General features: G+C 26.1%; 20 protein-coding genes and 3 tRNA genes. 6 read left to right on the top strand and 17 right to left on the bottom strand.

Annotated features, from left to right (window positions below; genetic code table 11):
* The first annotated feature begins 145 nt into the window (after window positions 1-145).
* Window positions 146-925: a triose-phosphate isomerase gene (gene tpiA, locus CRV10_RS01620; RefSeq protein ID WP_136130075.1), complete on the top strand. Its 780-nt coding sequence runs from the start codon at window positions 146-148 to the stop codon at window positions 923-925.
* A 34-nt stretch (window positions 926-959) separates the two neighbouring features.
* Here the strand turns inward: tpiA and pfkA are convergent, their stop codons facing one another.
* From pfkA to grxC, 5 genes are all read right to left on the bottom strand, one after another.
* The gene (gene pfkA, locus CRV10_RS01615; protein ID WP_136130074.1) at window positions 960-1922 is read right to left on the bottom strand and encodes a 6-phosphofructokinase; all 963 of its coding nucleotides are present in this window, start codon (window positions 1920-1922) and stop codon (window positions 960-962) included.
* Between the two features lie 190 nt (window positions 1923-2112).
* Complete coding sequence (gene fieF / locus CRV10_RS01610; RefSeq protein WP_136130073.1) at window positions 2113-3066, bottom strand: CDF family cation-efflux transporter FieF; 954 nt, start codon at window positions 3064-3066, stop codon at window positions 2113-2115.
* Window positions 3067-3322: 256 nt separating this feature from the next.
* Window positions 3323-4141 (bottom strand): serine O-acetyltransferase, encoded by an 819-nt coding sequence (cysE, locus tag CRV10_RS01605; RefSeq protein WP_136130072.1) that lies wholly within the window; start codon window positions 4139-4141, stop codon window positions 3323-3325.
* Window positions 4142-4353: 212 nt separating this feature from the next.
* Window positions 4354-4791 carry a protein-export chaperone SecB gene (gene secB / locus CRV10_RS01600; protein WP_136130071.1) on the bottom strand — a complete coding sequence of 146 codons (438 nt, stop codon included), beginning with the start codon at window positions 4789-4791 and terminating at the stop codon, window positions 4354-4356.
* Window positions 4792-4795: 4 nt separating this feature from the next.
* Window positions 4796-5047: a glutaredoxin 3 gene (gene grxC / locus CRV10_RS01595; protein WP_136130070.1), complete on the bottom strand. Its 252-nt coding sequence runs from the start codon at window positions 5045-5047 to the stop codon at window positions 4796-4798.
* Between the two features lie 803 nt (window positions 5048-5850).
* Between grxC and CRV10_RS01590 the strand changes: the two genes are divergently transcribed.
* Both CRV10_RS01590 and cspE read left to right on the top strand, forming a co-directional pair.
* A complete protein-coding gene (locus CRV10_RS01590) occupies window positions 5851-7137 on the top strand; it encodes an aromatic amino acid transport family protein (protein WP_136130069.1) in 1287 nt (428 codons plus the stop codon).
* Between the two features lie 628 nt (window positions 7138-7765).
* On the top strand, window positions 7766-7975 hold the full coding sequence (cspE, locus tag CRV10_RS01585; protein WP_006118399.1) for a transcription antiterminator/RNA stability regulator CspE: 210 nt from the start codon (window positions 7766-7768) through the stop codon (window positions 7973-7975).
* A 96-nt stretch (window positions 7976-8071) separates the two neighbouring features.
* Here the strand turns inward: cspE and ybeD are convergent, their stop codons facing one another.
* The gene (ybeD, locus tag CRV10_RS01580; protein ID WP_136130068.1) at window positions 8072-8335 is read right to left on the bottom strand and encodes a DUF493 family protein YbeD; all 264 of its coding nucleotides are present in this window, start codon (window positions 8333-8335) and stop codon (window positions 8072-8074) included.
* Window positions 8336-8453: 118 nt separating this feature from the next.
* On the opposite strand from ybeD, the gene lipB reads away from it, so the two are divergent.
* Entirely contained in the window at window positions 8454-9089 is a 636-nt protein-coding gene (gene lipB / locus CRV10_RS01575) for a lipoyl(octanoyl) transferase LipB (protein ID WP_136130067.1), read from the top strand.
* A gap of 108 nt (window positions 9090-9197) precedes the next feature.
* The gene (lipA, locus tag CRV10_RS01570; RefSeq protein WP_241971807.1) at window positions 9198-10109 is read left to right on the top strand and encodes a lipoyl synthase; all 912 of its coding nucleotides are present in this window, start codon (window positions 9198-9200) and stop codon (window positions 10107-10109) included.
* A gap of 34 nt (window positions 10110-10143) precedes the next feature.
* On the opposite strand, the gene rodA is transcribed toward lipA, so the two are convergent.
* The 11 genes from rodA to CRV10_RS01515 all read right to left on the bottom strand — a co-directional run bounded on the left by rodA (window position 10144) and on the right by CRV10_RS01515 (window position 21501).
* Entirely contained in the window at window positions 10144-11268 is a 1125-nt protein-coding gene (gene rodA / locus CRV10_RS01565) for a rod shape-determining protein RodA (protein ID WP_136130065.1), read from the bottom strand.
* A 40-nt stretch (window positions 11269-11308) separates the two neighbouring features.
* Window positions 11309-13159, bottom strand: coding sequence for a penicillin-binding protein 2 (gene mrdA, locus CRV10_RS01560; protein WP_136130064.1), 1851 nt, complete (start codon window positions 13157-13159; stop codon window positions 11309-11311).
* Between the two features lie 163 nt (window positions 13160-13322).
* Window positions 13323-13976: a nicotinate-nucleotide adenylyltransferase gene (nadD, locus tag CRV10_RS01555; protein WP_136130063.1), complete on the bottom strand. Its 654-nt coding sequence runs from the start codon at window positions 13974-13976 to the stop codon at window positions 13323-13325.
* Window positions 13966-15003: a DNA polymerase III subunit delta gene (holA, locus tag CRV10_RS01550; RefSeq protein ID WP_136130062.1), complete on the bottom strand. Its 1038-nt coding sequence runs from the start codon at window positions 15001-15003 to the stop codon at window positions 13966-13968. The genes nadD and holA overlap by 11 nt, the downstream gene beginning before the upstream one ends.
* An 18-nt stretch (window positions 15004-15021) precedes the next feature.
* Window positions 15022-15618, bottom strand: a complete 597-nt coding sequence (locus tag CRV10_RS01545; protein ID WP_136130061.1) for a hypothetical protein — start codon at window positions 15616-15618, stop codon at window positions 15022-15024.
* A gap of 29 nt (window positions 15619-15647) precedes the next feature.
* A complete protein-coding gene (gene leuS, locus CRV10_RS01540) occupies window positions 15648-18251 on the bottom strand; it encodes a leucine--tRNA ligase (protein ID WP_136130060.1) in 2604 nt (867 codons plus the stop codon).
* A gap of 688 nt (window positions 18252-18939) precedes the next feature.
* Entirely contained in the window at window positions 18940-19407 is a 468-nt protein-coding gene (ybeY, locus tag CRV10_RS01535) for an rRNA maturation RNase YbeY (protein ID WP_136130059.1), read from the bottom strand.
* A 208-nt stretch (window positions 19408-19615) separates the two neighbouring features.
* On the bottom strand, window positions 19616-20962 hold the full coding sequence (gene miaB / locus CRV10_RS01530; RefSeq protein WP_136130058.1) for a tRNA (N6-isopentenyl adenosine(37)-C2)-methylthiotransferase MiaB: 1347 nt from the start codon (window positions 20960-20962) through the stop codon (window positions 19616-19618).
* Between the two features lie 297 nt (window positions 20963-21259).
* Window positions 21260-21331, bottom strand: a tRNA-Gln gene (locus tag CRV10_RS01525).
* Window positions 21332-21340: 9 nt separating this feature from the next.
* Window positions 21341-21422: transfer RNA gene (locus tag CRV10_RS01520), tRNA-Leu, on the bottom strand.
* A gap of 2 nt (window positions 21423-21424) precedes the next feature.
* A tRNA-Met gene (locus CRV10_RS01515) sits at window positions 21425-21501 on the bottom strand.
* Between the two features lie 370 nt (window positions 21502-21871).
* Here CRV10_RS01515 and CRV10_RS01510 point away from each other — a divergent pair.
* Window positions 21872-22444 (top strand): DedA family protein, encoded by a 573-nt coding sequence (locus tag CRV10_RS01510; protein WP_136130057.1) that lies wholly within the window; start codon window positions 21872-21874, stop codon window positions 22442-22444.
* Window positions 22445-22627: the final 183 nt, after the last annotated feature.

The raw sequence follows: 22627 nt of genomic DNA, 5'->3' as shown, positions 1-22627 counted from the left end.
ATAATATTATTATATATTTAAAATATAAATTTTTGATTTTAAAATAATTTAATTTATTACATATGAAAAAATTTAATATATAATGAATTTAGAATTAGAAATTGGTATTACTTTTTAAAATAAATTTATTTTTCGGAAAAATATAATGAGATCTCCATTAATTATAGGTAATTGGAAATTAAATGGAAATAGTTTGATTCTTGACACTTTAGTCAATGAACTTAATAAAAAATTATTTAGCATTAAAAAATGTCAAATAGCTATTGCACCTCCCATCGTTTATCTGGATAGAATAAGCAAATCTATTTCAAATAATATTAAACTATGTGCTCAGAATGTTGATATAAATTTATCTGGAGCTTTCACAGGTGATATTTCAGCAGAAATGCTAAAAGATATAGGTGTGAAATATATTATTGTTGGTCACTCCGAACGCAGATTATATCATAGAGAGGATAATAATTATATAGCACAAAAATATGCAGTGATTAAATCATTAGGTTTGACACCGGTTTTATGTATCGGTGAAACTTCGATAGAAAATATCAATGGTAAAACTAAAGAAGTTTGTAAGTTACAAATTGATACTATATTAGATTGTCAAGGAATAACAGCTTTTAAAAATGCAGTTATAGCTTATGAACCAGTATGGGCAATTGGTACTGGAAAATCTGCTACACCTTTACAAATACAGTCAGTGCATAAATTTATAAGAAATTATATAGCTCAACAAGATATTGATATTGCTGATGAATTGATTATTCAATATGGTGGATCTATCAATATAACAAATGCTGCTACAATAATTATTCAACCTGATGTTGATGGATTTCTAGTTGGTGCGGCTTCACTGAATCCTACAGTATTTTCAAATGTTATTAAAATAGTGGAAACATCTAAAAATTTGATAAAAAATAAAAATTAGATTTCATGCTATTAACTGTTATTATAGGATACTTTTAGTAAAGTTGTTTAGCAATTTTTAACCAATCATTTTTAAATGCACGCTTCATGTTTTTGATTGTATCTATAATATCATAATGAACCATTTTTTCATTTTGTATTCCTATACAACGTCCTCCATAACCTTGTATTAGTAGCTGAATGGAATAATTGCCCATTCTAGATGCTAGAATACGGTCGTATGCACAAGGTGCACCACCTCTTTGTATGTGTCCTAGTACAGTTGTACGTGTTTCTCGTTTAGTTTTTTTTTCAATAAAATTGGCTAAACTATCTATATCGCAAATATTTTCAGTAATTGCAACTATTGCATGCTTTTTCCCTTTAGACATACCAATTTTAATTTCTTTTACGAGTTCTTCTCTAGTGTATGGAATTTCAGGTAATACAATAAATTCACAACCACCAGCAATTGCAGCTGCTAATGTTAAATCTCCACAATAGTGACCCATAACTTCAACAATGGAAATACGTTGATGTGAAGATGAAGTATCCCTTAAACGGTCGATTGCTTCTACTATTGTTTCAAGTGCAGTAAAATATCCTATAGTATAGTCAGTTCCTGCTATATCATTATCAATAGTGCCAGGCAAACCAATGCATGGAAAACCCATTTCAGTGATTTTTATAGCACCCATATAAGAACCATTACCTCCAATTACTACTAATCCATCAATACCTGAATTTTGCATGTTTCTAACAGCGACTTTTCTTGTTTCTACATTAAGAAAATTGGGAAATCTAGCAGAACCAAGAAAAGTACCACCACGATTGATTACATCAGATACACTATAACGATCAAGATTAATCATGCGATTTTCATATAAACCTAAATAACCATCGTAAATACCATATACATCTAATCCTTCACTTAATGCAGAACGTACAACGCTACGAATAGCTGCATTCATACCTGGAGCATCGCCACCACTAGTTAATACACCTATTTTTTTGATCATCATAGTCTCCAATGGTTATATTGATTCTCATTTATAAACTAATTGTAAATTTATAATAATATTGTATTAACTGAAAATTTAACAATTACTATTGTTTTTAATAATAATATTAGTTATTAATAGTGTTAATATACAATATTTTATATATGTTAGTTAAGATTATTAATTTTATTAGAATATTATTTTTATATTATTTTTCACAATGTATAACAGAATAGGGATCTTGATGAATAATTATATCTGAACCTGGAAATTCTTTAAGTAGTTCTTTTTTTATTCTGTCGGCTACATCGTGAGCTTGTAATAGCGGTAGATTATCTTCTAACTCTAAATGAAATTGAATAAATCTAGTAGATCCAGACTGACGGGTACGTAAATCATGTATACCTTTTATATTGTTAGGTTGTTTATCTAATATTTCCAAGATTTTCTCACGTTCTTTTTCTGGTAATACACGATCTAATAAAGATTGTATTGCATTATATCCCATTTTCAATGCGCTACAAAGAATAAAAAATCCAACTCCTAAAGCAAATAATGCATCAGCATGTACAAAATTATAACTACTTAATATAAGAGCTATTAAAATAGCACAATTCATAATAACATCTGATTGATAGTGTAACATATCTGCACGAATTGCTTGACTACTGGTTTTACGCACTACCCACCTCTGAAAAGTTACTAAAATTAAAGTAGAAAAAAGTGCAATGATAGTAATAATAATTCCTGTTTTTGGAGAGTGAACAATGCTTGGAGAAATTAAATATTTAATACCGGTAAGAAAGAGTAGAAAAGATGATCCTGAAATAAACATACTTTGTGCTAATACAGCTAATGACTCAGCTTTACCATGACCAAACATGTGATCAGAATCTGCCGGTTGTAATGCATAACGTATTACTAATAAGTTTATTAAAGAAGCTGTTATGTCAACAATTGATTCCAATAACGCTGCAAGCAAACTTACCGATTCGGTATACCACCAAGAACAAACTTTTATGATTAATAGTACAAAAGAAAAAATAGTTGCTACCAATGCAGCAAGTTTTACTAATTCTGAATAAGAATGTTGTGTAGTTATCTCTTTATAAAGGATTTTAATGCAATTTATTTTTAATATTGTTAAGTGAAATATTTTCATAGATGAGCTTAATTATTTTTATTAATACTATATAACTTATATTTAAATATAATATCTTTAATTACATACAATTGTTAATCTGTAATTATAGGATATATTATTTATTATTATTGAATAATAAAATAGGAAGTATTTTTCAATGTTATTAAGAAATTTTTCGAATTTTAGTTAAATTAACATTATTACTTAATAAAGCAATTTTGTTAATTTCTTTTATAACTTATTTAAAATAAAATTATTAACTTGATTTTTTAAATTAAATACCCTCACCAAATTGGTATTCTATGCTACTAAAATATTGATCCATTTCTATTGATGGTTTTTTATCACCTGATGAATTACCGACTATACGTGCCGGAATGCCAGCGGCAGTAGTATTTGGAGGTATACTTTTTAAAACTACTGAACCTGCACCAATTTTTGCACCTTGACCTATTTCAATATTACCTAAAATTTTAGCACCAGCTCCTATCATTACACCCTCACGAATTTTTGGATGACGATCTCCTGTAGATTTACCAGTACCACCTAATGTAACTGATTGTAATATTGAAACATCATTTTCAATTACTGCTGTTTCACCAATTACAATTCCTGTAGCATGATCTAGCATAATTCCATAACCAATTTTTGCTGCAGGATGAATATCTACTCCGAAAGTAATAGATATTGCATTTTGTAGATAAATAGCAAGATCACGTCTACCTTTATTCCATAACCAATGACTAACACGATATGATTGCAATGCCTGAAAACCTTTAAGATAAAGTAGGGGTATTGAATATTTATTTACTGCTGGGTCACGTTGAAGTATGGCTTTTATATCATAAGCAGAAGAAATTATAATAGAACTATCATTAGTATATGCTTCTTCTAATATTTCACTAATATTAATTATAGGCATAACTGAACTAGCTAATTTGCTGGATAAAACGTAATTTTGTGCATTACTTAAACTTGCATGTTTTAGCAATGTTAAATAATAAAAATTAGCTAATATCGGTTCAGAGCACGAGATAACATAAGCTTCTGTTTTAATATGATTCCAAATAGTTTCTAACTTATCATGAAGCATTAATTTTACTTCCTGTAAAAATTTTTGATTATCACAACCTAAACAACGAAAGCATACAATATATTGATCAAAACAAGTATACAATTTTTTGTTTAGTCAATTTTTAACAATAATATAATATGAATATATTAAATTTTATTATATAGCGCCTTATTATAATCCTACGTAATAAGATAAATAGAAATTTAGATTAATCTAGTAATATTTCTATATTATTTTTTTTGTTGTAATTTAGTTGTAAAAAGTTTATCAAAATTTATAGGTACTAAATTAATTTGAGGAAAGGTACCACGTGCAATTAAATTATTAATACATTCACTTGCATAAGGAAATAAAATATTAGGACAATATACTCCTAAACAATGCATTAGTCGTAAATCTTGAATACCTATTATATTAAATATCCCAGCTTGTTTAACTTCACAAATAAAAGCAGTGATTTTATCTATATCAGCAATTACAGTTACACTTAACACTACTTCAAATAATTCATTAGATAACTGGTATGAAGAATTATCTATATCCAATTTTAAATTTGAATTCCAGTCTTTTTGGAATATTTGTGGAGTATTCGGCGCTTCAAATGAAATATCTTTGATATATATACGCTGAATTTGAAATGTAATTTCATCAATATTATATTCTGACATATTATTACAATCCAAATGTGTTTAATTTTTTTTGATTATCAAGCGATAACAAATCGTCATAACCTCCTATAGGTTTATCATTTATAAATATTTGAGGGACTGTTTTGCTACCAGCACGTTCTATCATTTCTTGTCTTTTTATTTTACTGTTATCGATAGAAATTTCTTGAAAAGCAACGCCTTTTTTGTTTAAAAAATCTTTTGCTTGATGACAATAAGGACATGTTTTTTTTGTATATATTTCAATTTTTAACATTTTATCAACCTTATAGTATTACAGCAAATTTATCATTTCATAATCCTGTATTAAAATCTAGTATTATAAACTTAAAATATATTATTATTATAAAACAATAATATTGGTAAATTAATTTTTATTAAATCTATAATTCAAATATTTATATAAATCAAATTCGTTACCTAATGCGTTATTGTAATATTATATTTTTTGATAATATATTATACTTATAAATCTATTAATAATTTTAAAAAAACCAATTTAATTTTTTCAACATATAATCAAATTTTTTAGAAATATAACCTATCAATATTGTAAATATATTATTTCAAATTAAAATTGTATTGCAGATAGAATATGTTTTTGATATTAAATAATATTTGATATCAATTGTTAATTTTTATATAAATTAATTACTTTAAAATTAAGCAATTAACATTTATTTCATAAGGAATATTAACTTTATAATATTATTATGAAAATAATTGACTTTTATTTATTTTAAATATCATATATTCATAATATTTCTATTCGGAATATGTAATTTATATTATTGATGAACAAATATTAATGTATTAGATAACATAAAATATATATAATAATAAAATTACTCTAATCATATATTTATCATAACAAAAACGTACTGATTTTGTCAATAGATATTTATAATTTTAATTAATATTAAATTTTAATTTAAAAAAATACAAACATTTTAATTTATTTTATAAAAATAATTTATATTTTCCTTTTAGAAAAATGACATATATTTCTAATCATTTTTTAGATAAAACAACATTACAATAATTTTGTTGGAGTATTAAATGAAAACCACTCAGATCAATACGTTAAGTACTATTAATACTGTAAAAAGAGGGTGGCATAAAACAGATACTGTATGGTTATTAGGTTTATATGGCACAGCAATTGGTGCAGGAGTATTATTTCTACCTATTAATGCAGGTATCGGAGGTTTAATTCCATTAATTGTCATGGCTGCTATCGCTTTTCCTTTAACTTTTTTTTCTCATAGAGCGTTAACAAGATTTGTATTATCGGGAAATAATCCTTTAGGAGATATTACTGAAGTAGTAGAAGAACACTTTGGTACATGTGCAGGTAATATAATGACTTTATTTTATTTTTTGGCAATATATCCTACTCTTTTGATGTATAGTGTTGCGATGACTAATACATTAAATAGTTTTATTGTAAATCAATTAAAATTAATACCTCCACCACGTGTTTTAGTATCTTTCATTTTTATTATTTTTATGATGACAATAGTAAGATTTGGTGAAAAAATAATATTAAAAATAATGAGTTTATTAGTTTATCCTTTTATCATAGCATTAATTTTAATATCATTTTATTTAGTACCTCATTGGCGAGGAGAAATATTAGACACTTTGAATTTAAATGAAAATATTAATAGTAACTTATGGATTACATTATGGTTAGCTATTCCGGTTATGGTTTTTTCTTTTAATCATTCGCCTATCATATCTTCTTTTGCATTAGTAAAACGTGCAGAATACGGTGAATATGCAGAAAAAAAATGTTCACGTATTCTTATTTTTTCAAATTTATTAATGGTAATAACAGTTATGTTTTTTGTTTTTAGTTGTGTTTTTAGTCTGTCTTCTCAAGATTTAAATATGGCTAAAAAACAAAATATAACTATATTATCTTATCTAGCAAATCATTTTAATGTACCAATAATAGCTTGGATAGGTCCACCACTTGCAATTGTAGCTATCACAAAATCTTTTCTTGGTCATTATTTAGGTGCTAAAGAAGGACTTAATGGCATAGTAACTAAATTATTACGTAACTTAGGAAAAACAATAGCTCCTGAAAAAATAAATTTTTGTAATTCATTGTTTATTTTAATAACTACTTGGTTAGTAGCTACGCTAGATCCTAATATTTTAAAAATGATAGAGACATTAGGAGGACCTATTATTTCAGTGATTTTATTTATAATGCCAATATATGCAATTAGAAAAATTTCAAATATGCATAAATATTGCAATAATATTAGTGATTTATTTATTGTGTTTATAGGTTTTACAGCTATTTCTGCAATTTTATATTCATTATTTTACTAACTTATATCCATTCTATAAAAAATAAATCATCATAAGTTATTTTATATAATAAATTAATCATAATAAAAGTATACTAATTAAAATTATTTTTTTATAAAATTGTTTTTATTTACGATTATTATTGCTAATTTTGTTGTAGCTTAAAAAAAATTAACTTCAATAAATTTAGATTTGTATTTATTTTCTATATGTATATAATAAGCAATAAGCAGTTTTTTAATAAAAAATCTTTTAATTAATTGTAATAAGTTAGTTATAATACTTTATTGATAAGACTAGCTGTTGAGATAAAAAATATAGATTATGTAATAAAATATATGTCATGTTAATGTATACATTTATAATTTGTACTTATAACGGCTATTAGTTTAAAGATTTTTTTAAAATTATGTCAATATTTTATTTGAATTAAATATAATATTGTGCAATAGTTAAAGCCTAAATAGATTTGAATAGTTCATATTAAAAATTATTAGGGAGGTAAAATATTAACATAATAAAAATATGCATTGAAAATAGTACTTGTTAAAGTACAATGAAATGTAAGTTGTATAATTATTTCTATAGTTGCTGTACTGAACAACAATACAGTTGTAGCGTTATATTTTTCATGTAAAGGTAATATTAGATGTCTAAGATCAAAGGTAATGTTAAATGGTTTAATGAATCAAAAGGATTCGGGTTCATTACTCCTGAAGATGGTAGCAAAGATGTATTTGTGCATTTCTCTGCTATTCAGAGCAACGGATTCAAAACTCTAGCTGAAGGTCAAAGAGTTGAGTTTGAAATTACTGACGGCGCAAAAGGTCCATCTGCTGCTAACGTTATCAGTCTTTAAGTTAACAGTCAGAACCAAAACCACCCGCCGCTACTAGGCGGGTTTCCATTGTTAAAAACATGATAAGCTCAATTCACTTATAAAGTATTTTTAATATTACAATACAAAACGAACTATTTTAATTTTAACTAAGTTTTCATATATGTTTTCAATTTCATCAATATGATTAGCATTGATAGTAATATTCACAGAACTATAATTTCCTTTACTGCTTTTGTAGACTTTAATTTGATATTCTTCTGAGTAGTGAAGAGTGACTACTTTAATAATGTTATTAATTAAATTAGGTTTAGATAATCCAATGACTTTAAAAGTAAATTTAGCAGGAAATTGTATTGACTTTATAAGTTTTGTTTTCATGAATACACTTTATTAATATAAATAATTTATTCTATTAGTTTGATGAAACGCTAGAAAGCAGATAACTATGCAATTATAATTTTAAGTCCATTATTATTTTAACATAAAAGGATATTTTTTGCCAATAAACTCTATTGTGATACGTCAGTTAAATTTATGTCCATGGAAATCTGTATCAGATGCTATGCATAAATATACTATCCACCGTAATAATAAAAGTTATGATGAGTTATGGTTAGTAGAACACTATCCTATTTTTACTCAAGGTCGCTTCGGTTCTAGTAAACATATTTTAGAACCAACTAATATTGAAGTCATTAAAAGTGATAGAGGTGGTCAAGTGACTTACCATGGACCAGGACAACAAATTATGTATGTGTTAATTGACTTAAAACGTCGTAAAATTAGCGTTCATCAATTAATTAGTATTTTAGAACAAACAGTGATTAAAACTCTAAGTTATTTTAAAATAAGAGCTCATAATCGTCTTGATGCACGTGGAGTATACGTAAAAAATGAAAAAATTTGTTCACTTGGATTGCGTATTAGTAAAGGTTGTTCATTGCATGGATTAGCACTAAACGTAACAGTAGATTTAACTCCATTTTTAATTATTAATCCATGTGGTTATGCTAATATGAAAATGACAAAAATACAAAATTTTGATCATGATGTCAGTATTACTAAAGTTAAGTATTTATTAGTATCAGAATTTACTGATTTAATGAATTATAATTATATTAAATGGCAATAATAATACCACATGTAATAAATTTTTAATTTCTTAAGATTTTTTATTTTAATTTAAATAAATTTTAAAATGCCTTTAAAAGCATGTATTTTATTATATAATCTATTTATAATGAAAATAATTCCAATAAAAAATATAAAGATACAGGATCAAGAAATACTTCCCAAACCAGATTGGATTAAAATTAAGTTACCTATAGATTCAAGTCATATTGCTAATGTAAAATCTATCATGCGTAAAAACAATATAAATTCAGTTTGTGAAGAAGCGTCTTGTCCTAATATTATTGAATGTTTCAATAAAAAAACAGCAACATTTATAATTCTTGGTGTTATTTGCACTAGAAGATGTCCGTTTTGTGATGTTAAACATGGACAACCTTTGACGCCTGATGATAAAGAGCCGGAAAGACTAACAAATGCTATAATTAATATCGGATTAAAATATGTAGTAATTACTTCAGTTAATCGAGATGATTTACTTGATGGAGGTGCACAACATTTCGTTAATTGTATTAGTTCTATTCGTAAGAAAAGTAATAATATTAAAATTGAAATATTAGTTCCTGATTTCCGTAGATGTATGAATCTTGCTTTAAATATTATCAATAATCAACCACCTGATGTATTTGGACATAATATAGAGAACGTTCCAAGAATATATCGTCAAATACGTCCTGGTGCTAATTATAATAAATCACTTCAGTTATTAGAAAATTTTAAAAAATATCATCCTAATATTCCCTCTAAATCTGGATTGATGTTAGGATTAGGTGAAACTAATTCTGAAATTATCAAAGTCATGCAAGATTTACGTAATCATGGTGTCACTATGTTAACATTAGGACAATATTTACAACCAAGTCGTAATCACTTACCAGTAAGACGCTACGTAGCTCCAAAAGAATTTGATGATATGAAAAAAGAAGCTTTGTCCATGGGTTTCACTTATGCAGCTTGTGGTCCACTAGTTAGATCTTCTTATCAAGCTGAAAAACATGATAAAGGACTACAAGTTAATTAAATGTTATATAGAATATACATTTACTATTAAATTATCAGACAGGTATTTTCCTATGAGTATCAATAGACATCATGATACCAAATCCAGCCATCAACACTATAAGAGCTGAGCCACCATAACTTACCATAGGCAACGGAACTCCAACTACAGGTAAAATACCGCTTACCATACTAACATTTACAACTATATAAATGAATAAAATTAACATTAATGTGCTTATGATAACACAACCAAAAGCACTTGGAGCACGTAATGCTAATATTAAACCTCTTATAATTAATAATAAATATAATATAAATAAAATTAAAACTCCTATTAATCCTAGTTCTTCTGCTAAAACTGTGAAAATAAAATCCGTATGACTTTCTGGTACAAAATTCAATTGTGCTTGAGGACCTTCAAGAAAACCTTGACCATATAGTCCTCCAGAACCGATTGCTATTTTAGATTGCACAATATGATAACCAGCTCCTAATGGATCGACATGAGAATAAAATAACATAGATATACGTTCACGTTGATAACCTTGCATTAAAAAAAACCAAAAAATAGGACTAAATGAAATAATAAAAATTGATGCTATAAAAATTAATTTCCAGCCGATACCAGAAATAAATAATACAAGTAAACCTGACATAGCTACTAAAATAGATGTACCAAGATCCGGTTGTTTTGCTATTAATAAAGTTGGTATAGATATAAAAATTAAGGAAATAAAAATACGTATAAATGTTAATTGATAACAATCACGATTAATAAGCTTTGCAATTGCTAAAGGCACTACTATTTTAGCAATTTCAGATGGTTGAAACCGTAATATTCCTAAATCTAACCAACGTTGTGATCCTTTGCTTATTTGACCATAAATATCAACTATAATTAATAATATTACACATATACCATAGAGATAGTATGCAGTTATTTCATAAATTTTAGGTGGTAATTGAGCTAATATTATCATAGTTGCTAGACCAATTATTACTTGAATAATTCTTTTCTCCATAGTAACTATATTTTGGCCGCTAGCGCTCCAAACAATCATCATACCATAGATTAATACAAGGATAATAGCAAGCATTAAAAGCGGATCGATATGCATACGCATCCATATCGAATATTTTGGTACATTATCATTTTTATTTAATATTTTGATTGACATATTTGCTTTTCCATTACATATTATCATCAATTCAATCAATCTATTTATTTTTGTAGATTAAAAAATAATCTAAAATTTGACGCATAATTTTTCCAATTTTATTATTGCTACTATTTTCCATAATAATTGTAATTGCTATGCGCGGTTTATCATATGGTGCAAATGCATTCATTAGCTTATGATCACGTAAATTTTCGTTGATTTTATGTGAATTATATGTTTCATTTTTCCTTAATTTAAATAATTGAGCAGTACCAGATTTTGCTGCAATTTTATAGGGTGCATTTGCAAAATTTTGGTAAGCCGTTCCATGTCTATTATTAGCTACACCATACATGCCTTGTTTCACTATACTCCAATACTTAAAATTAGAATAGATTACATTTTTTGAAAATGGTTTATTATAATAAAATTTATTTGAATGTGCTTCTTTAACAGCAAAAAGTATATGAGGTACCTTAACCACTCCATTATTTATTAGAGTAATCATTGCTATATTCATTTGTAGTGGAGTTGCAGTCCAATAACCTTGTCCAATACCAACTGGAATTGTATCTCCTTGATACCATGGTTTATGAAAACGATTTATCTTCCAATTACGTGTTGGCATATTACCTTTGTTTTCTTGTGGTAAGTCTATACCAGTATATTGACCAAAACCAAATTTAGTCATCCATTGAGAAATGTAATTGATTCCCATATTATAAGCTATTTGATAAAAAAAAGTATCAGATGATTCTTCTATAGATTTTATGATATTAATATAACCGTGTCCTGATTTCTTCCAATCGTGATAATATTTCTTAGAACCTGGCATTTTCCACCAACCCAGATCAAATATATTAGTATTTTTATTAATTATACCTGCTTCAAGTGCTGTAAGTGCAATATAAGGTTTGACTGTAGATGCTGGGGGATAGGTGGCTTGGATAGCTCTATTATATAAAGGGAGATCCTTATTTTGTAATAGCATATTATAACTTTTAGTAGAAAGACCATTTATAAATAAATTTGCATCATAACTGGGTGTAGAAACCATCGCTAATATTTCACCATTTTGCGGATTACTTGCAATAACAGCAATGCGACCTTTATTTGATAACAATTTTTCAATATATTGTTGCAATTTTATATCAATAGTAAGATAAATATCTTTACCTGATTTAGGTAATCTTTCATCTAATAATTTGATTTTGCGACCAATACTATTGATCTTTATTTGTTGATAGCCAGAATTTCCATGTAATATTTTTTCATAATAAGATTCAATTCCTAATTTACCAATGTTTTTGTCTACTATATAGTTATCTTTTTCTTTATTTTTTTCCAAATACTCTCTATCTTTACGATTAATTCTTGCAACATAACCTAAAACGTGGGTTAATGTTTTGCCAAAAGGGTAATAACGTTTTTCATCTTTTTTAAGATATGAATTAGGTAATAGATATCTATTTGTAGCAAAATAATAAAGTTGTTTTTCATTTAACTCATGCGCAACAGATATTATCGTATTCATATTGCTTTTCTTATTGATTTTTTTAAGATCTTTATCTGTGATATTAAAAATTTTACGTATGTTTGGAATTTTATTGTTAACTTTAATAAAATCTTTTAATACTAATTCTAAGTGATATGCACTACGATTAATAGCTAAAGGTATACCGTTACGGTCATATATAAGACCTCTTCTAGGTGCAACAGGATTTAATTTAATATAATTATTCATTGATTTTATTTGATACTCTTCAAAATGTACTATTTGTAAAAAATACAAGTTTACTAATATTGCAGAAAATAGTATTAGAATGAAGAAAAAAGTAATTAAAGTTCTGTTAACAAGAATTTGTTTTATACTACTGTAACTACGAAAATTATTATTTTTAAATTGCATTTTATTTGATGAACATGTCGTCCTATTATTAATATGAATTAAATTTATTTATACAATAAAACCAAATATATTTAGAAATATTTAAAAAATTTATAATCATAATCTGCTTTATTATCAATTAATTCATAATAAAAGTAATCATGAATAAAATAATAAAAAATATTTATTTCATATATAATCTATGTTTTATAATATAATCAATGACAGCTTGCGGAAGCAAATTATTACAATTACACATTTTATTTTGACTAAACAGTAATTTTATTTTAGTAGAAGAAACATTAAAAAAAGGTGTATTAGCTAACCATATACATCCTGAAGGTTTTAAATATAGTTTGTTAATGTCACGAGTAATATATTTATACAATGAAGAATCTATTTTGTTATCTTTTTCGTTTAATGTAATGTCAGAACGATTACATACCAATAGATGGCATAATGAAATTAAATCTTTCCAACGATACCAATTAGTTAAATTTAATAAAGAGTCGTAACCCATTATAAAAGCGATCGATGTATTATTACCTAATTCTATACGTATTTTCTCCATAGTAGAAACAGTCCAAGATGGTTCTTCATATTGTAATTCACGATTATCAATTTTGAACAAAGGTTCTTTATTAATAGCAAATCTTAACATATCAAGACGTTGTATTGCATTTGCTTCTGGTTTTAAACGATGAGGAGGTATGTTGTTAGGCATTAAAATTACAGATTTTAAGCCAATCTCGCTAGCTAGCATTTTCGCTGAGTACAAATGACCAAAATGAACAGGATCAAAAGTACCACCAAATATTGCATATAAATTAGAATACATAGGATAGGTTCATCGGAAATATATTTTTACAGATAATAAAAGATAATAGTTCAAATTGTAACCAAACCATTGGATAATAGTATTGTTTTATTGAACGTTCAATTTTAATTGATAAATCAACTATTAATTGTAAATCAATAATATTCAATCTTTTTAAAGCGACATCAAATAAATATCTTCTTGTCTTCCAGATATTATACTTATCCATAATATTTTGTGATATTTTTTGATTTTGATAATGATAAATTTTTATTAATATTAAAATATCACGTTGTAAAGTACTCAATAAAATAACTGCTTCACTATCAATTTTCTCTAGCTCACTAAGAATATTAAAGGAACGAACAATGTTACCTTCTAATAAAGCATTAACCCAATCAACAGAAAAAAAACAGGGGATTTTATTTAATGATTCTTTAATTCTAGAAGTATTAATTTTATCATCGTAGCATTGTAAACATAAAAATTTTATAGCTTGATCAAGTTCTAGTAAATTACCTTCATAATAATGACAAAGCAGCTGTATTGCATTATCATCTATAAGTAAATTCATACTTCGCACACGATTTAATATCCATTTCGGCAGTTGCTTAGAGTCTAATTTCCAACATGAAACTATAACACTAGATCTAAAAAGTGTTTTAAACCAAAGACTATTTTCATCATGTTTAGATAACTTCTTTATACGACAAACAATTAAAATATTGGAATGTAAGAATTTATGCATTATAATAAGTTGTTTTGTAATTAATGAATTTATAGTGTTTTCAGTAAATTCTAAATCAATGATTATTTTAGTAGTATTAAATAAGCTTAGTGAATTGCACGTTGTGAATAATAAATTCCAATTAGTATTGTTATCTATTATAAATTTAAAGTATTCTTTAAAACCATTTGTTACAGCTTTTTTATTGATCATAGAATAACTTTCATTTAATAATAAAATTTCATTACCTACCAATATATAACTATTGTTTAGCGTATCACTAAGTTGATTACTAAGCTGTTGTGAATTAATTTTTATCATGTTTAGTACATTATTATGTTAATTAATAATTAATCTTGGCAATTTCCTATTGTGAACATTATTATTATGAATATTATTAACATGATGAATATTATTTATACGATTTAAAGGTTTAGTTTTTGGATTTAAGACAGTTGCTTTATGATTTAACTTATATATATCAAAAATATTATTTATTAATTGATCATTTATATATTGTAATTCATTATTAATTTTAATTTTTTTTGGACATAGTGCTTCAAAATAATCGTTTGTCAATAGAAAAATTTTTTGTTCAGGTAATATAAAATATATTTTTGTATTATGTATAAGGTCACAATCCGTTTGATTTGCATTGACAGAAGAATTAGATTGCTTACTTTCTGGATAACTAAATACTAGTTTGGAATATATTTCACGATTTTTTGGATTATTTTCAACTACTTCAATGTTTCTAATAGCTAATGATTTATGTAAAGATTTTACAATTGGATTTTGAGGTTGATTATTACAAATAATTATTTTACTAAATCCTGGTGGTGCTTTATAACAATAAATTGATTTCATATCACAACTGACTATAATAAATGTCATTATTATTATTAAGATAAAATTTTTATTGGTTAGTTTTTTCATATTTATTCCCTATTTTAATAAGTAAAAAATCATTGTTTAGTAACAAAATTAAGAAGTTTACTTGGTATATATATAACTCTAAGAATATTTGAAACATTAATGTATTTTGCTATCGTATATCTTTGCATAGCAATTTTTTGTATTTGTTCTTGTTTCAGATTATCATCAGAAATTAAAATTTTATCGCGTAGTTTCCCATTAACTTGAACTAATATCATTGTTGAATTATCAGTAGTTAATTCAAAATTATTAGGAACAGGCCAAGATGATTCGTCTATACTACCTTTAGCTCCTAAATGATGCCATAATTCATAACAAATATGTGGAGTAAATGGATAAAGTAGACGTGTTAAAACCAATAATATTTCTTGCCTAACTGCTCTATCTTGATAACTTTCCATAACTTTTGAATATTTAACTAGTAAATTTACTAATTTCATAATAGAAGCAATAGCCGTATTAAAAGATCTGCGACGATCAATATCATCTGTTACTTTAATAATAGTATTATTTGATTGTTTTAATAATAATTTTTGATGATTATTGAGATTGAGATCAGATAAAACTAACGAATAATTTTTTTTCTGTTGTACATGTTCAAAGACTAATTTCCAAAAACGTTTTAGAAATCGGTTTATCCCAATAATACCAGATTCTTTCCATTGTAATGTCATTTCTACTGGAGCTGCAAACATAATAAATAAGCGTAAAGTATCAGCTCCATAAAGAGCTACTATTTTCTGTGGATCAATTCCATTATTTTTAGATTTAGACATTTTATGCAGACCAGCATAAATTAAATCATGCCCTGCATTATCATATGCCTTTATAATTTGACCCTTTTTATTATATTGAGTAATAACATTTAATGGTGACACCCACTCTCGGTCACCATTTGTTTTGATATAGTAAAAAGCATCAGATAATACCATACCTTGACAAAGAAGACGCTTGACAGGCTCGCTAGATTTTACAAATCCAGCATCACGTAATAATTTATGATAAAAACGAAAATACAGTAAATGCATTATTGCATGCTCTATACCTCCTACATATTGATCTACTGGCAACCAATAATTTGCAGCTTCAGAATTTATCATATCTTCATTATAATTAGAACATGTATAACGTGCATAATACCAAGATGATTCCATAAAAGTATCAAAAGTATCAGTTTCTTTAAACGCCAACTGGTTATTTATTGTAATTTCAGCCCATTTTCGATTGACTTTAATTGGACTTTTAAGTCCATCCATAATTACATTTTCAGGCAATATAACTGGCAGTTGATTTTTAGGTATTGGCAATATTGTTCCATCTTGTAGTGTTACCATTGGAATTGGTGTGCCCCAATATCGTTGACGTGATATGTTCCAGTCCCGAAGACGATAGTGTACTTTACTTATACCAATTTTTTTTATTATCAATTCTTCAGAAATAGCTTTAAGAGCATCTGTACTGGTCAATCCATTAAATTTACCTGAGTTAAACAAAACTCCTTTTTCTATCATTGGAGATTTACTAACATCTGGTTTACTACCATCTATATTAAGAATAACAGGTTTTATCGGTAAATTATATTCAATAGCAAAATCCCAGTCTTTTTGGTTATGAGCTGGAACAGACATTATAGCTCCTGTTGCATATTCCATGAAAACAAAATTTGACACCCATACTGGAATTAATTGATCCGTTAAAGGGTTAATTGCCAAAAAATTAGTAACGACTCCTCTTTTTTTTCTTTTTGCTAAATCAGATTCAGCTAGTTTAGTATGGCGACATTCTGTTATAAAATTAGCAAGCAAAGGATTATCAATTGAATCTTTCAAAGCTAGTGGATGATTTACAGATAAATTAATATAAGTTACTCCCATGATAGTTTCTGGCCTGGTAGTATATACAACTATTTTTTCTGTATTATTAGCTACATTGAAAGTAATTTCTATCCCTTCGGATCGACCTATCCAATTACGTTGCATAGTTTTAACTTGTTCTGGCCAATATTCGAGAAGATCTAAATCCCTTAATAGTTCTTCTGCATAGTCAGTTATTTTCATAAACCATTGTGATATTTCTTTACGTTGTACTTTATTATCACAACGCCAACAACAACCATTAATAACTTGTTCATTAGCTAAAACAGTTTTATCATGATTACACCAATTTACCTCTGATAATTTTTTGTAAACAAGACCTTTTTCATAAAGTTTGATGAAAAACAATTGTTCCCAATAATAATATTCTGGCTTGCAAGTAGTAATTTCACGATTCCAATCATAACCAAATCCTAAAGATTTTAATTGTTTTTTCATATAATCTATATTTTTATAAGTCCAGACTGAAGGAATAGTATTGTTTTTAATTGCAGCATTTTCTGCTGGCAATCCAAAAGCATCCCAACCTATTGGTTGCAATACATTTTTACCAAGTAAACGTTGATATCTCGTAATTACATCCCCAATAGTATAATTCCTAACATGACCCATATGTATATTACCAGATGGGTAAGGTAACATAGATAAACAATAATATTTCTCTTTTTTTTTGTTTTCAGTCACACTGAAAGTGTTATTTGTATTCCAAATATTTTGAACTTTAAATTCTATATCTTTAGGAAGGTATTTTTTTTGCATATAAACTTACAATCCCTATATCAAATATTTTCTGACTAATTTATCACTCAAGTTTTATTTGATGCTATATGTTTTTGCATAAATATATAATTTTATATATTTTAAAGTTAACTGTTTTAAAATATATAAAATAATATAAATATTTATTATTTAAGTTAATAATAAATATCATTCTAGAAATATTAGATCACTTATGTTTAAATAAACAAAGATTTATAACAATCATTCATTATAAGTTTTCTATTAACGATAGAATAAAATTACCTTTTTTTGATTAAAAAACCTTATTAATTGTGTAAATTATAATTCCATTGTACCAGTGTCATATAATGCTATTGCATAGTATAAACTGATGACTTCCAAATTCTTTACGTTTTTTCATGAAATGATTTGCATATTTGTTTATAAATGCGACTAAACACTAGATTATAATTATATAACATTCCAGACATAAATTAATATTTTATATATAAATTTTAAGATTGACATAACAAAAATATAACAATATTAATTGTAATCAGTAATTAAAGATAAATTTAAGTCACGCATAGTTATTGATATTTTTTCGATCAATTAATACTAATAAATCATGTTTATAAAGATATTTTCTATAAAATAGATGGTATCATAAATTATTAACGGTGAAATCATACAAAATTAAATAATATTAACATATAAAAATTACATTTTATTTTTCACATATATAATATGGATTAGGATAGCCAAGAATAGACATTATTTTAATTTCAATAAATTCCATTTTTTTAGCTTCGTATCTTTTATTATGAGTATAACCAAGTAAATGAAGAATACCATGAACTATTATATGCAATAAATGAAACTCAATGGTTTTTCCTTGCTGGATTGATTCTTCTTCAATTAATGGAAAACATATGACTAAATCTCCTAGCAAAGGTAATTTTATAAAAGGAAACTGTTCAAAAGGAAATGAAAGAATATTTGTAGAATTATTTTTTTTACGATACATCAAGTTTAGCTTACAGCTTTCTTCTTTATCTACTAAGCGTATGGTAATGTTATTTTTTATTTGTAAATATATAAATATATTTTTTATCCAACACTGAAATTTCATTATATTGGGTATATTGATAGTATTTTTACAAGCAATTTGCAAATCAAAATTATTCCATTTCATTTGGTTTCATTCTTCTGATTTTAAAAAATCATTAGTCAAACTTAATTTGTTTTTAATCTAATATATATTAAATAAATAATAAATAAAAATTTTAAAAAAGGCAGTGCATTATTAATAATATTAGTTTAATAAACAAAATTATATCAATTTATACTCATATTTTAAATAAAGCATGTATTGATATTTTTATATTTAACAAACAATACTTTTAAAGAATGTCTGGTTCATTTTCTATTTTTAGCAATTTACCTTTTAAAGCATTAAAATTATTACTAACAATTTCTACGTCAACAAATTTGCCAATATTATCAGGTGAACCATTAAATGTAACAATGCGATTATTTTCCGTTTTTCCTGATATTTGTTTTATATCTTTATTTGATAAACCATCTACTAAAACACGCTGTACAGTGCCAACCATTCGATCACTCCAACGTCTAGATTGCTGATTAATAAGATTTTGTAACAAATAAAGTCTTCTTTTTTTTTCTTCTTTTTTTACTTCATCAGATAAATCAGCTGCCGGTGTTCCTGGTCTTGCAGAATATACAAAACTAAAACTCATATCAAAATTAATGTCCATGATAAAATGCATAGTTTGATTAAAATCATCTATTGTTTCACCGGGAAATCCTACAATAAAATCTGAACTTATTTGAATATCAGGACGGACTTGAATTAGCTTATTAACTATAGATTTATAGTGCAAAACAGTGTGTGATCTTTTCATTAACTTAAGTATACGATCAGAACCACTTTGTACGGGTAAATGTAAAAAACTTACCAATTTATCGACATCTTTGTAAACTTCGATTAATTCATCACTAAATTCAATTGGATGACTAGTAATAAAACGAATTCTATCTATGCCTTCAATCTTTGAAATATGACGTAATAAAGTAGCAAAATTACACATTCTACCATTAAAATTAATTCCTCTATAAGCATTTACATTTTGACCTAATAAAGTAATTTCTCTTACTCCTTGAGAAGCTAATTGAATAATTTCTAATGATATTTCTTTAACAGATCGGCTAACTTCTTCTCCTCTAGTATATGGCACTATACAAAATGTGCAATATTTATTACATCCTTCCATAATAGAAACAAAAGCGCTATATCCTTTAGGGATAACTTTAGGAAAATAATTAAATTTTTCTAATTTTGGAAAACTAATATCTACAACAGGAATCCTAACATCATAAAAACTATTTATCATTTTAGGGAGACGATGTAATGTTTGAGGTCCAAAAATAATATCCACGTAAGGAGCTCTTTGGATAATATATTCACCTTCTTGTGAAGCTACACATCCACCAACTCCAATAATTAAATTTTTTTTATTTTGTTTAAAAACTTTCCATCTACCTAGTTGGTGAAATAGTTTTTCCTGTGCTTTTTCTCTGACAGAACAGGTGTTAAGTAATAAAACATCTGCATTTTCAGGTTTTGTTGTTAATACATAGTTATGTGTCTTTTTTAATAATTCGATTATCTTAGATGAATCATATTCATTCATCTGACAACCCCAAGTTTTAATATATATCTTTTTCATGTCAACATAAACTCTTTAATATAATTTAAAATAATCTAATTACATTTAAAATATTTTTTCTTAATTTTGCCATTAAATTATTTTGATTATATTTTTAGTGTTGTAATATAAAAAAGGCATTATAGAGGTATTTAATATATGTTGTAACTCAATTAAAATATATGTAATAGATCGATTGAGTTAAACAAACAAGTCAGGTATCTAGTTTACAGATAAATACACACAAGATATTTGACATGAAAGTTAAAACATAATAAATGATTGAAAATCAAAAGTAAATTGTATCCTTATCTGTAACTGGGGTACCTGGATTCGAACCAGGGAATGCCGGTATCAAAAACCGGTGCCTTACCGCTTGGCTATACCCCAAAACGTATATGCGGAAGGCGAGATTTGAACTCGCATACCTAACGGCGCCAGAACCTAAATCTGGTGCGTCTACCTGTTTCGCCACTTCCGCAGTGGTAGCTACGACGGGAATCGAACCCGTGACATCAGCGTTATGAGTGCTGTGCTCTGACCAACTGAGCTACGTAGCCTTTCCTTTAATTATAATCATTATGATAAGTTAATCATATCCAGTCAACTAATTTTTTCACAATTAATTTTTTATTTTATATATATAAACATACATTAATAAAATGTACATAATTGCATGTTTTTTATAACAGATTATAATAATATAATCATCCATGGAAAATTAAAAAAATGTCTTTTTTAAAATATTTTGTTTAACGTTGTATTTTAAAAACCTTAAAACAAGGTTACCTATAAAAATCAATTATACCAGTATTTTAATAAAATAAATTTAATAAATAATAAACCTTCTATACATAATAAACATTCATATTCTGCAAATGCATACATAAACAATTCATCCGACTAAATTTTCGCCAAAGGAGATGTAGTATCTTACACTTAAATATTAAAGAATTAATAGCTCATTATGGCTATTTAGCGCTTTTTATTGGATGTTTTGCAGAAGGAGAAACTTTTACATTAATAGGAGGTATAACAGTACACGAAGGTTTATTAAATTTTACTAAAGTATTATTGACAACTATGGCAGGTGGTATCATTGGAGATCAATTTCTTTATTGGATTGGACGTAAATACAGCACTAGAATTTTACAAAAATTAAAAAAACATAAAAATAAAGTAATCAAAGCAAGAAGATTAATTAAGAGTCAACCTAGCTTGTTTGTGATTGGAGTACGGTTTATGTATGGATTTCGTATTATTGGTCCGGTAATTATAGGTGCAAGCCGTCTTAATTCAATGAAGTTTTTTATATTAAATGTGGTAGGAGCAGCTATATGGTCATTAACCTTTATTACTTTAGGATATTACGCTGGAAGTATAATTATTTATTGGTTGTACAGGTTTGATCAGCATTTCACGTACCTATTTAGTATAGGTTTCGTTTTATTACTATTAATAATAGTAAGTTATATATTTATTTATAAAAAAAAGGATAAGTGAAGTTTGTAGCATATAATATAATTTCTCACAAATATTATATAAATTTATTATTATTTCATTGAAAATGATAAATAATTTTTATTTAAAATCATTATTTATTATTTTTAAAAATTGAACTATATTCACGATATTAAAAAATCAATGATAAATGTTTTATTTGCTATTAATTTTTATCTCCCTTTC

The organism is Candidatus Pantoea edessiphila (assembly GCF_002933355.1).
In the GTDB taxonomy this organism is placed as follows: domain Bacteria; phylum Pseudomonadota; class Gammaproteobacteria; order Enterobacterales; family Enterobacteriaceae; genus Pantoea_C; species Pantoea_C edessiphila.
Note: the sequence above shows the minus strand (reverse complement) of the source record. Positions and strands in the feature narration are given on the sequence as shown.

Excerpts from the sequence above, each read along its gene's own strand:
- tpiA (WP_136130075.1), top strand. The coding sequence starts at position 146 with ATGAGATCTCCATTAATTATAGGTAATTGGAAATTAAATGGAAATAGT.
- fieF (WP_136130073.1), bottom strand. The coding sequence starts at position 3,066 with ATGAAAATATTTCACTTAACAATATTAAAAATAAATTGCATTAAAATC.
- nadD (WP_136130063.1), bottom strand. The coding sequence starts at position 13,976 with ATGTATTCTAATTTATATGCAATATTTGGTGGTACTTTTGATCCTGTT.
- cspE (WP_006118399.1), top strand. The coding sequence starts at position 7,766 with ATGTCTAAGATCAAAGGTAATGTTAAATGGTTTAATGAATCAAAAGGA.
- secB (WP_136130071.1), bottom strand. The coding sequence starts at position 4,791 with ATGTCAGAATATAATATTGATGAAATTACATTTCAAATTCAGCGTATA.
- cysE (WP_136130072.1), bottom strand. The coding sequence starts at position 4,141 with ATGCTTCATGATAAGTTAGAAACTATTTGGAATCATATTAAAACAGAA.
- ybeD (WP_136130068.1), bottom strand. The coding sequence starts at position 8,335 with ATGAAAACAAAACTTATAAAGTCAATACAATTTCCTGCTAAATTTACT.
- leuS (WP_136130060.1), bottom strand. The coding sequence starts at position 18,251 with ATGCAAAAAAAATACCTTCCTAAAGATATAGAATTTAAAGTTCAAAAT.
- lipA (WP_241971807.1), top strand. The coding sequence starts at position 9,198 with ATGAAAATAATTCCAATAAAAAATATAAAGATACAGGATCAAGAAATA.
- ybeY (WP_136130059.1), bottom strand. The coding sequence starts at position 19,407 with ATGAAATGGAATAATTTTGATTTGCAAATTGCTTGTAAAAATACTATC.
- CRV10_RS01590 (WP_136130069.1), top strand. The coding sequence starts at position 5,851 with ATGAAAACCACTCAGATCAATACGTTAAGTACTATTAATACTGTAAAA.
- pfkA (WP_136130074.1), bottom strand. The coding sequence starts at position 1,922 with ATGATCAAAAAAATAGGTGTATTAACTAGTGGTGGCGATGCTCCAGGT.
- holA (WP_136130062.1), bottom strand. The coding sequence starts at position 15,003 with ATGATAAAAATTAATTCACAACAGCTTAGTAATCAACTTAGTGATACG.
- rodA (WP_136130065.1), bottom strand. The coding sequence starts at position 11,268 with ATGTCAATCAAAATATTAAATAAAAATGATAATGTACCAAAATATTCG.
- mrdA (WP_136130064.1), bottom strand. The coding sequence starts at position 13,159 with ATGCAATTTAAAAATAATAATTTTCGTAGTTACAGTAGTATAAAACAA.
- grxC (WP_136130070.1), bottom strand. The coding sequence starts at position 5,047 with ATGTTAAAAATTGAAATATATACAAAAAAAACATGTCCTTATTGTCAT.
- CRV10_RS01545 (WP_136130061.1), bottom strand. The coding sequence starts at position 15,618 with ATGAAAAAACTAACCAATAAAAATTTTATCTTAATAATAATAATGACA.
- miaB (WP_136130058.1), bottom strand. The coding sequence starts at position 20,962 with ATGAAAAAGATATATATTAAAACTTGGGGTTGTCAGATGAATGAATAT.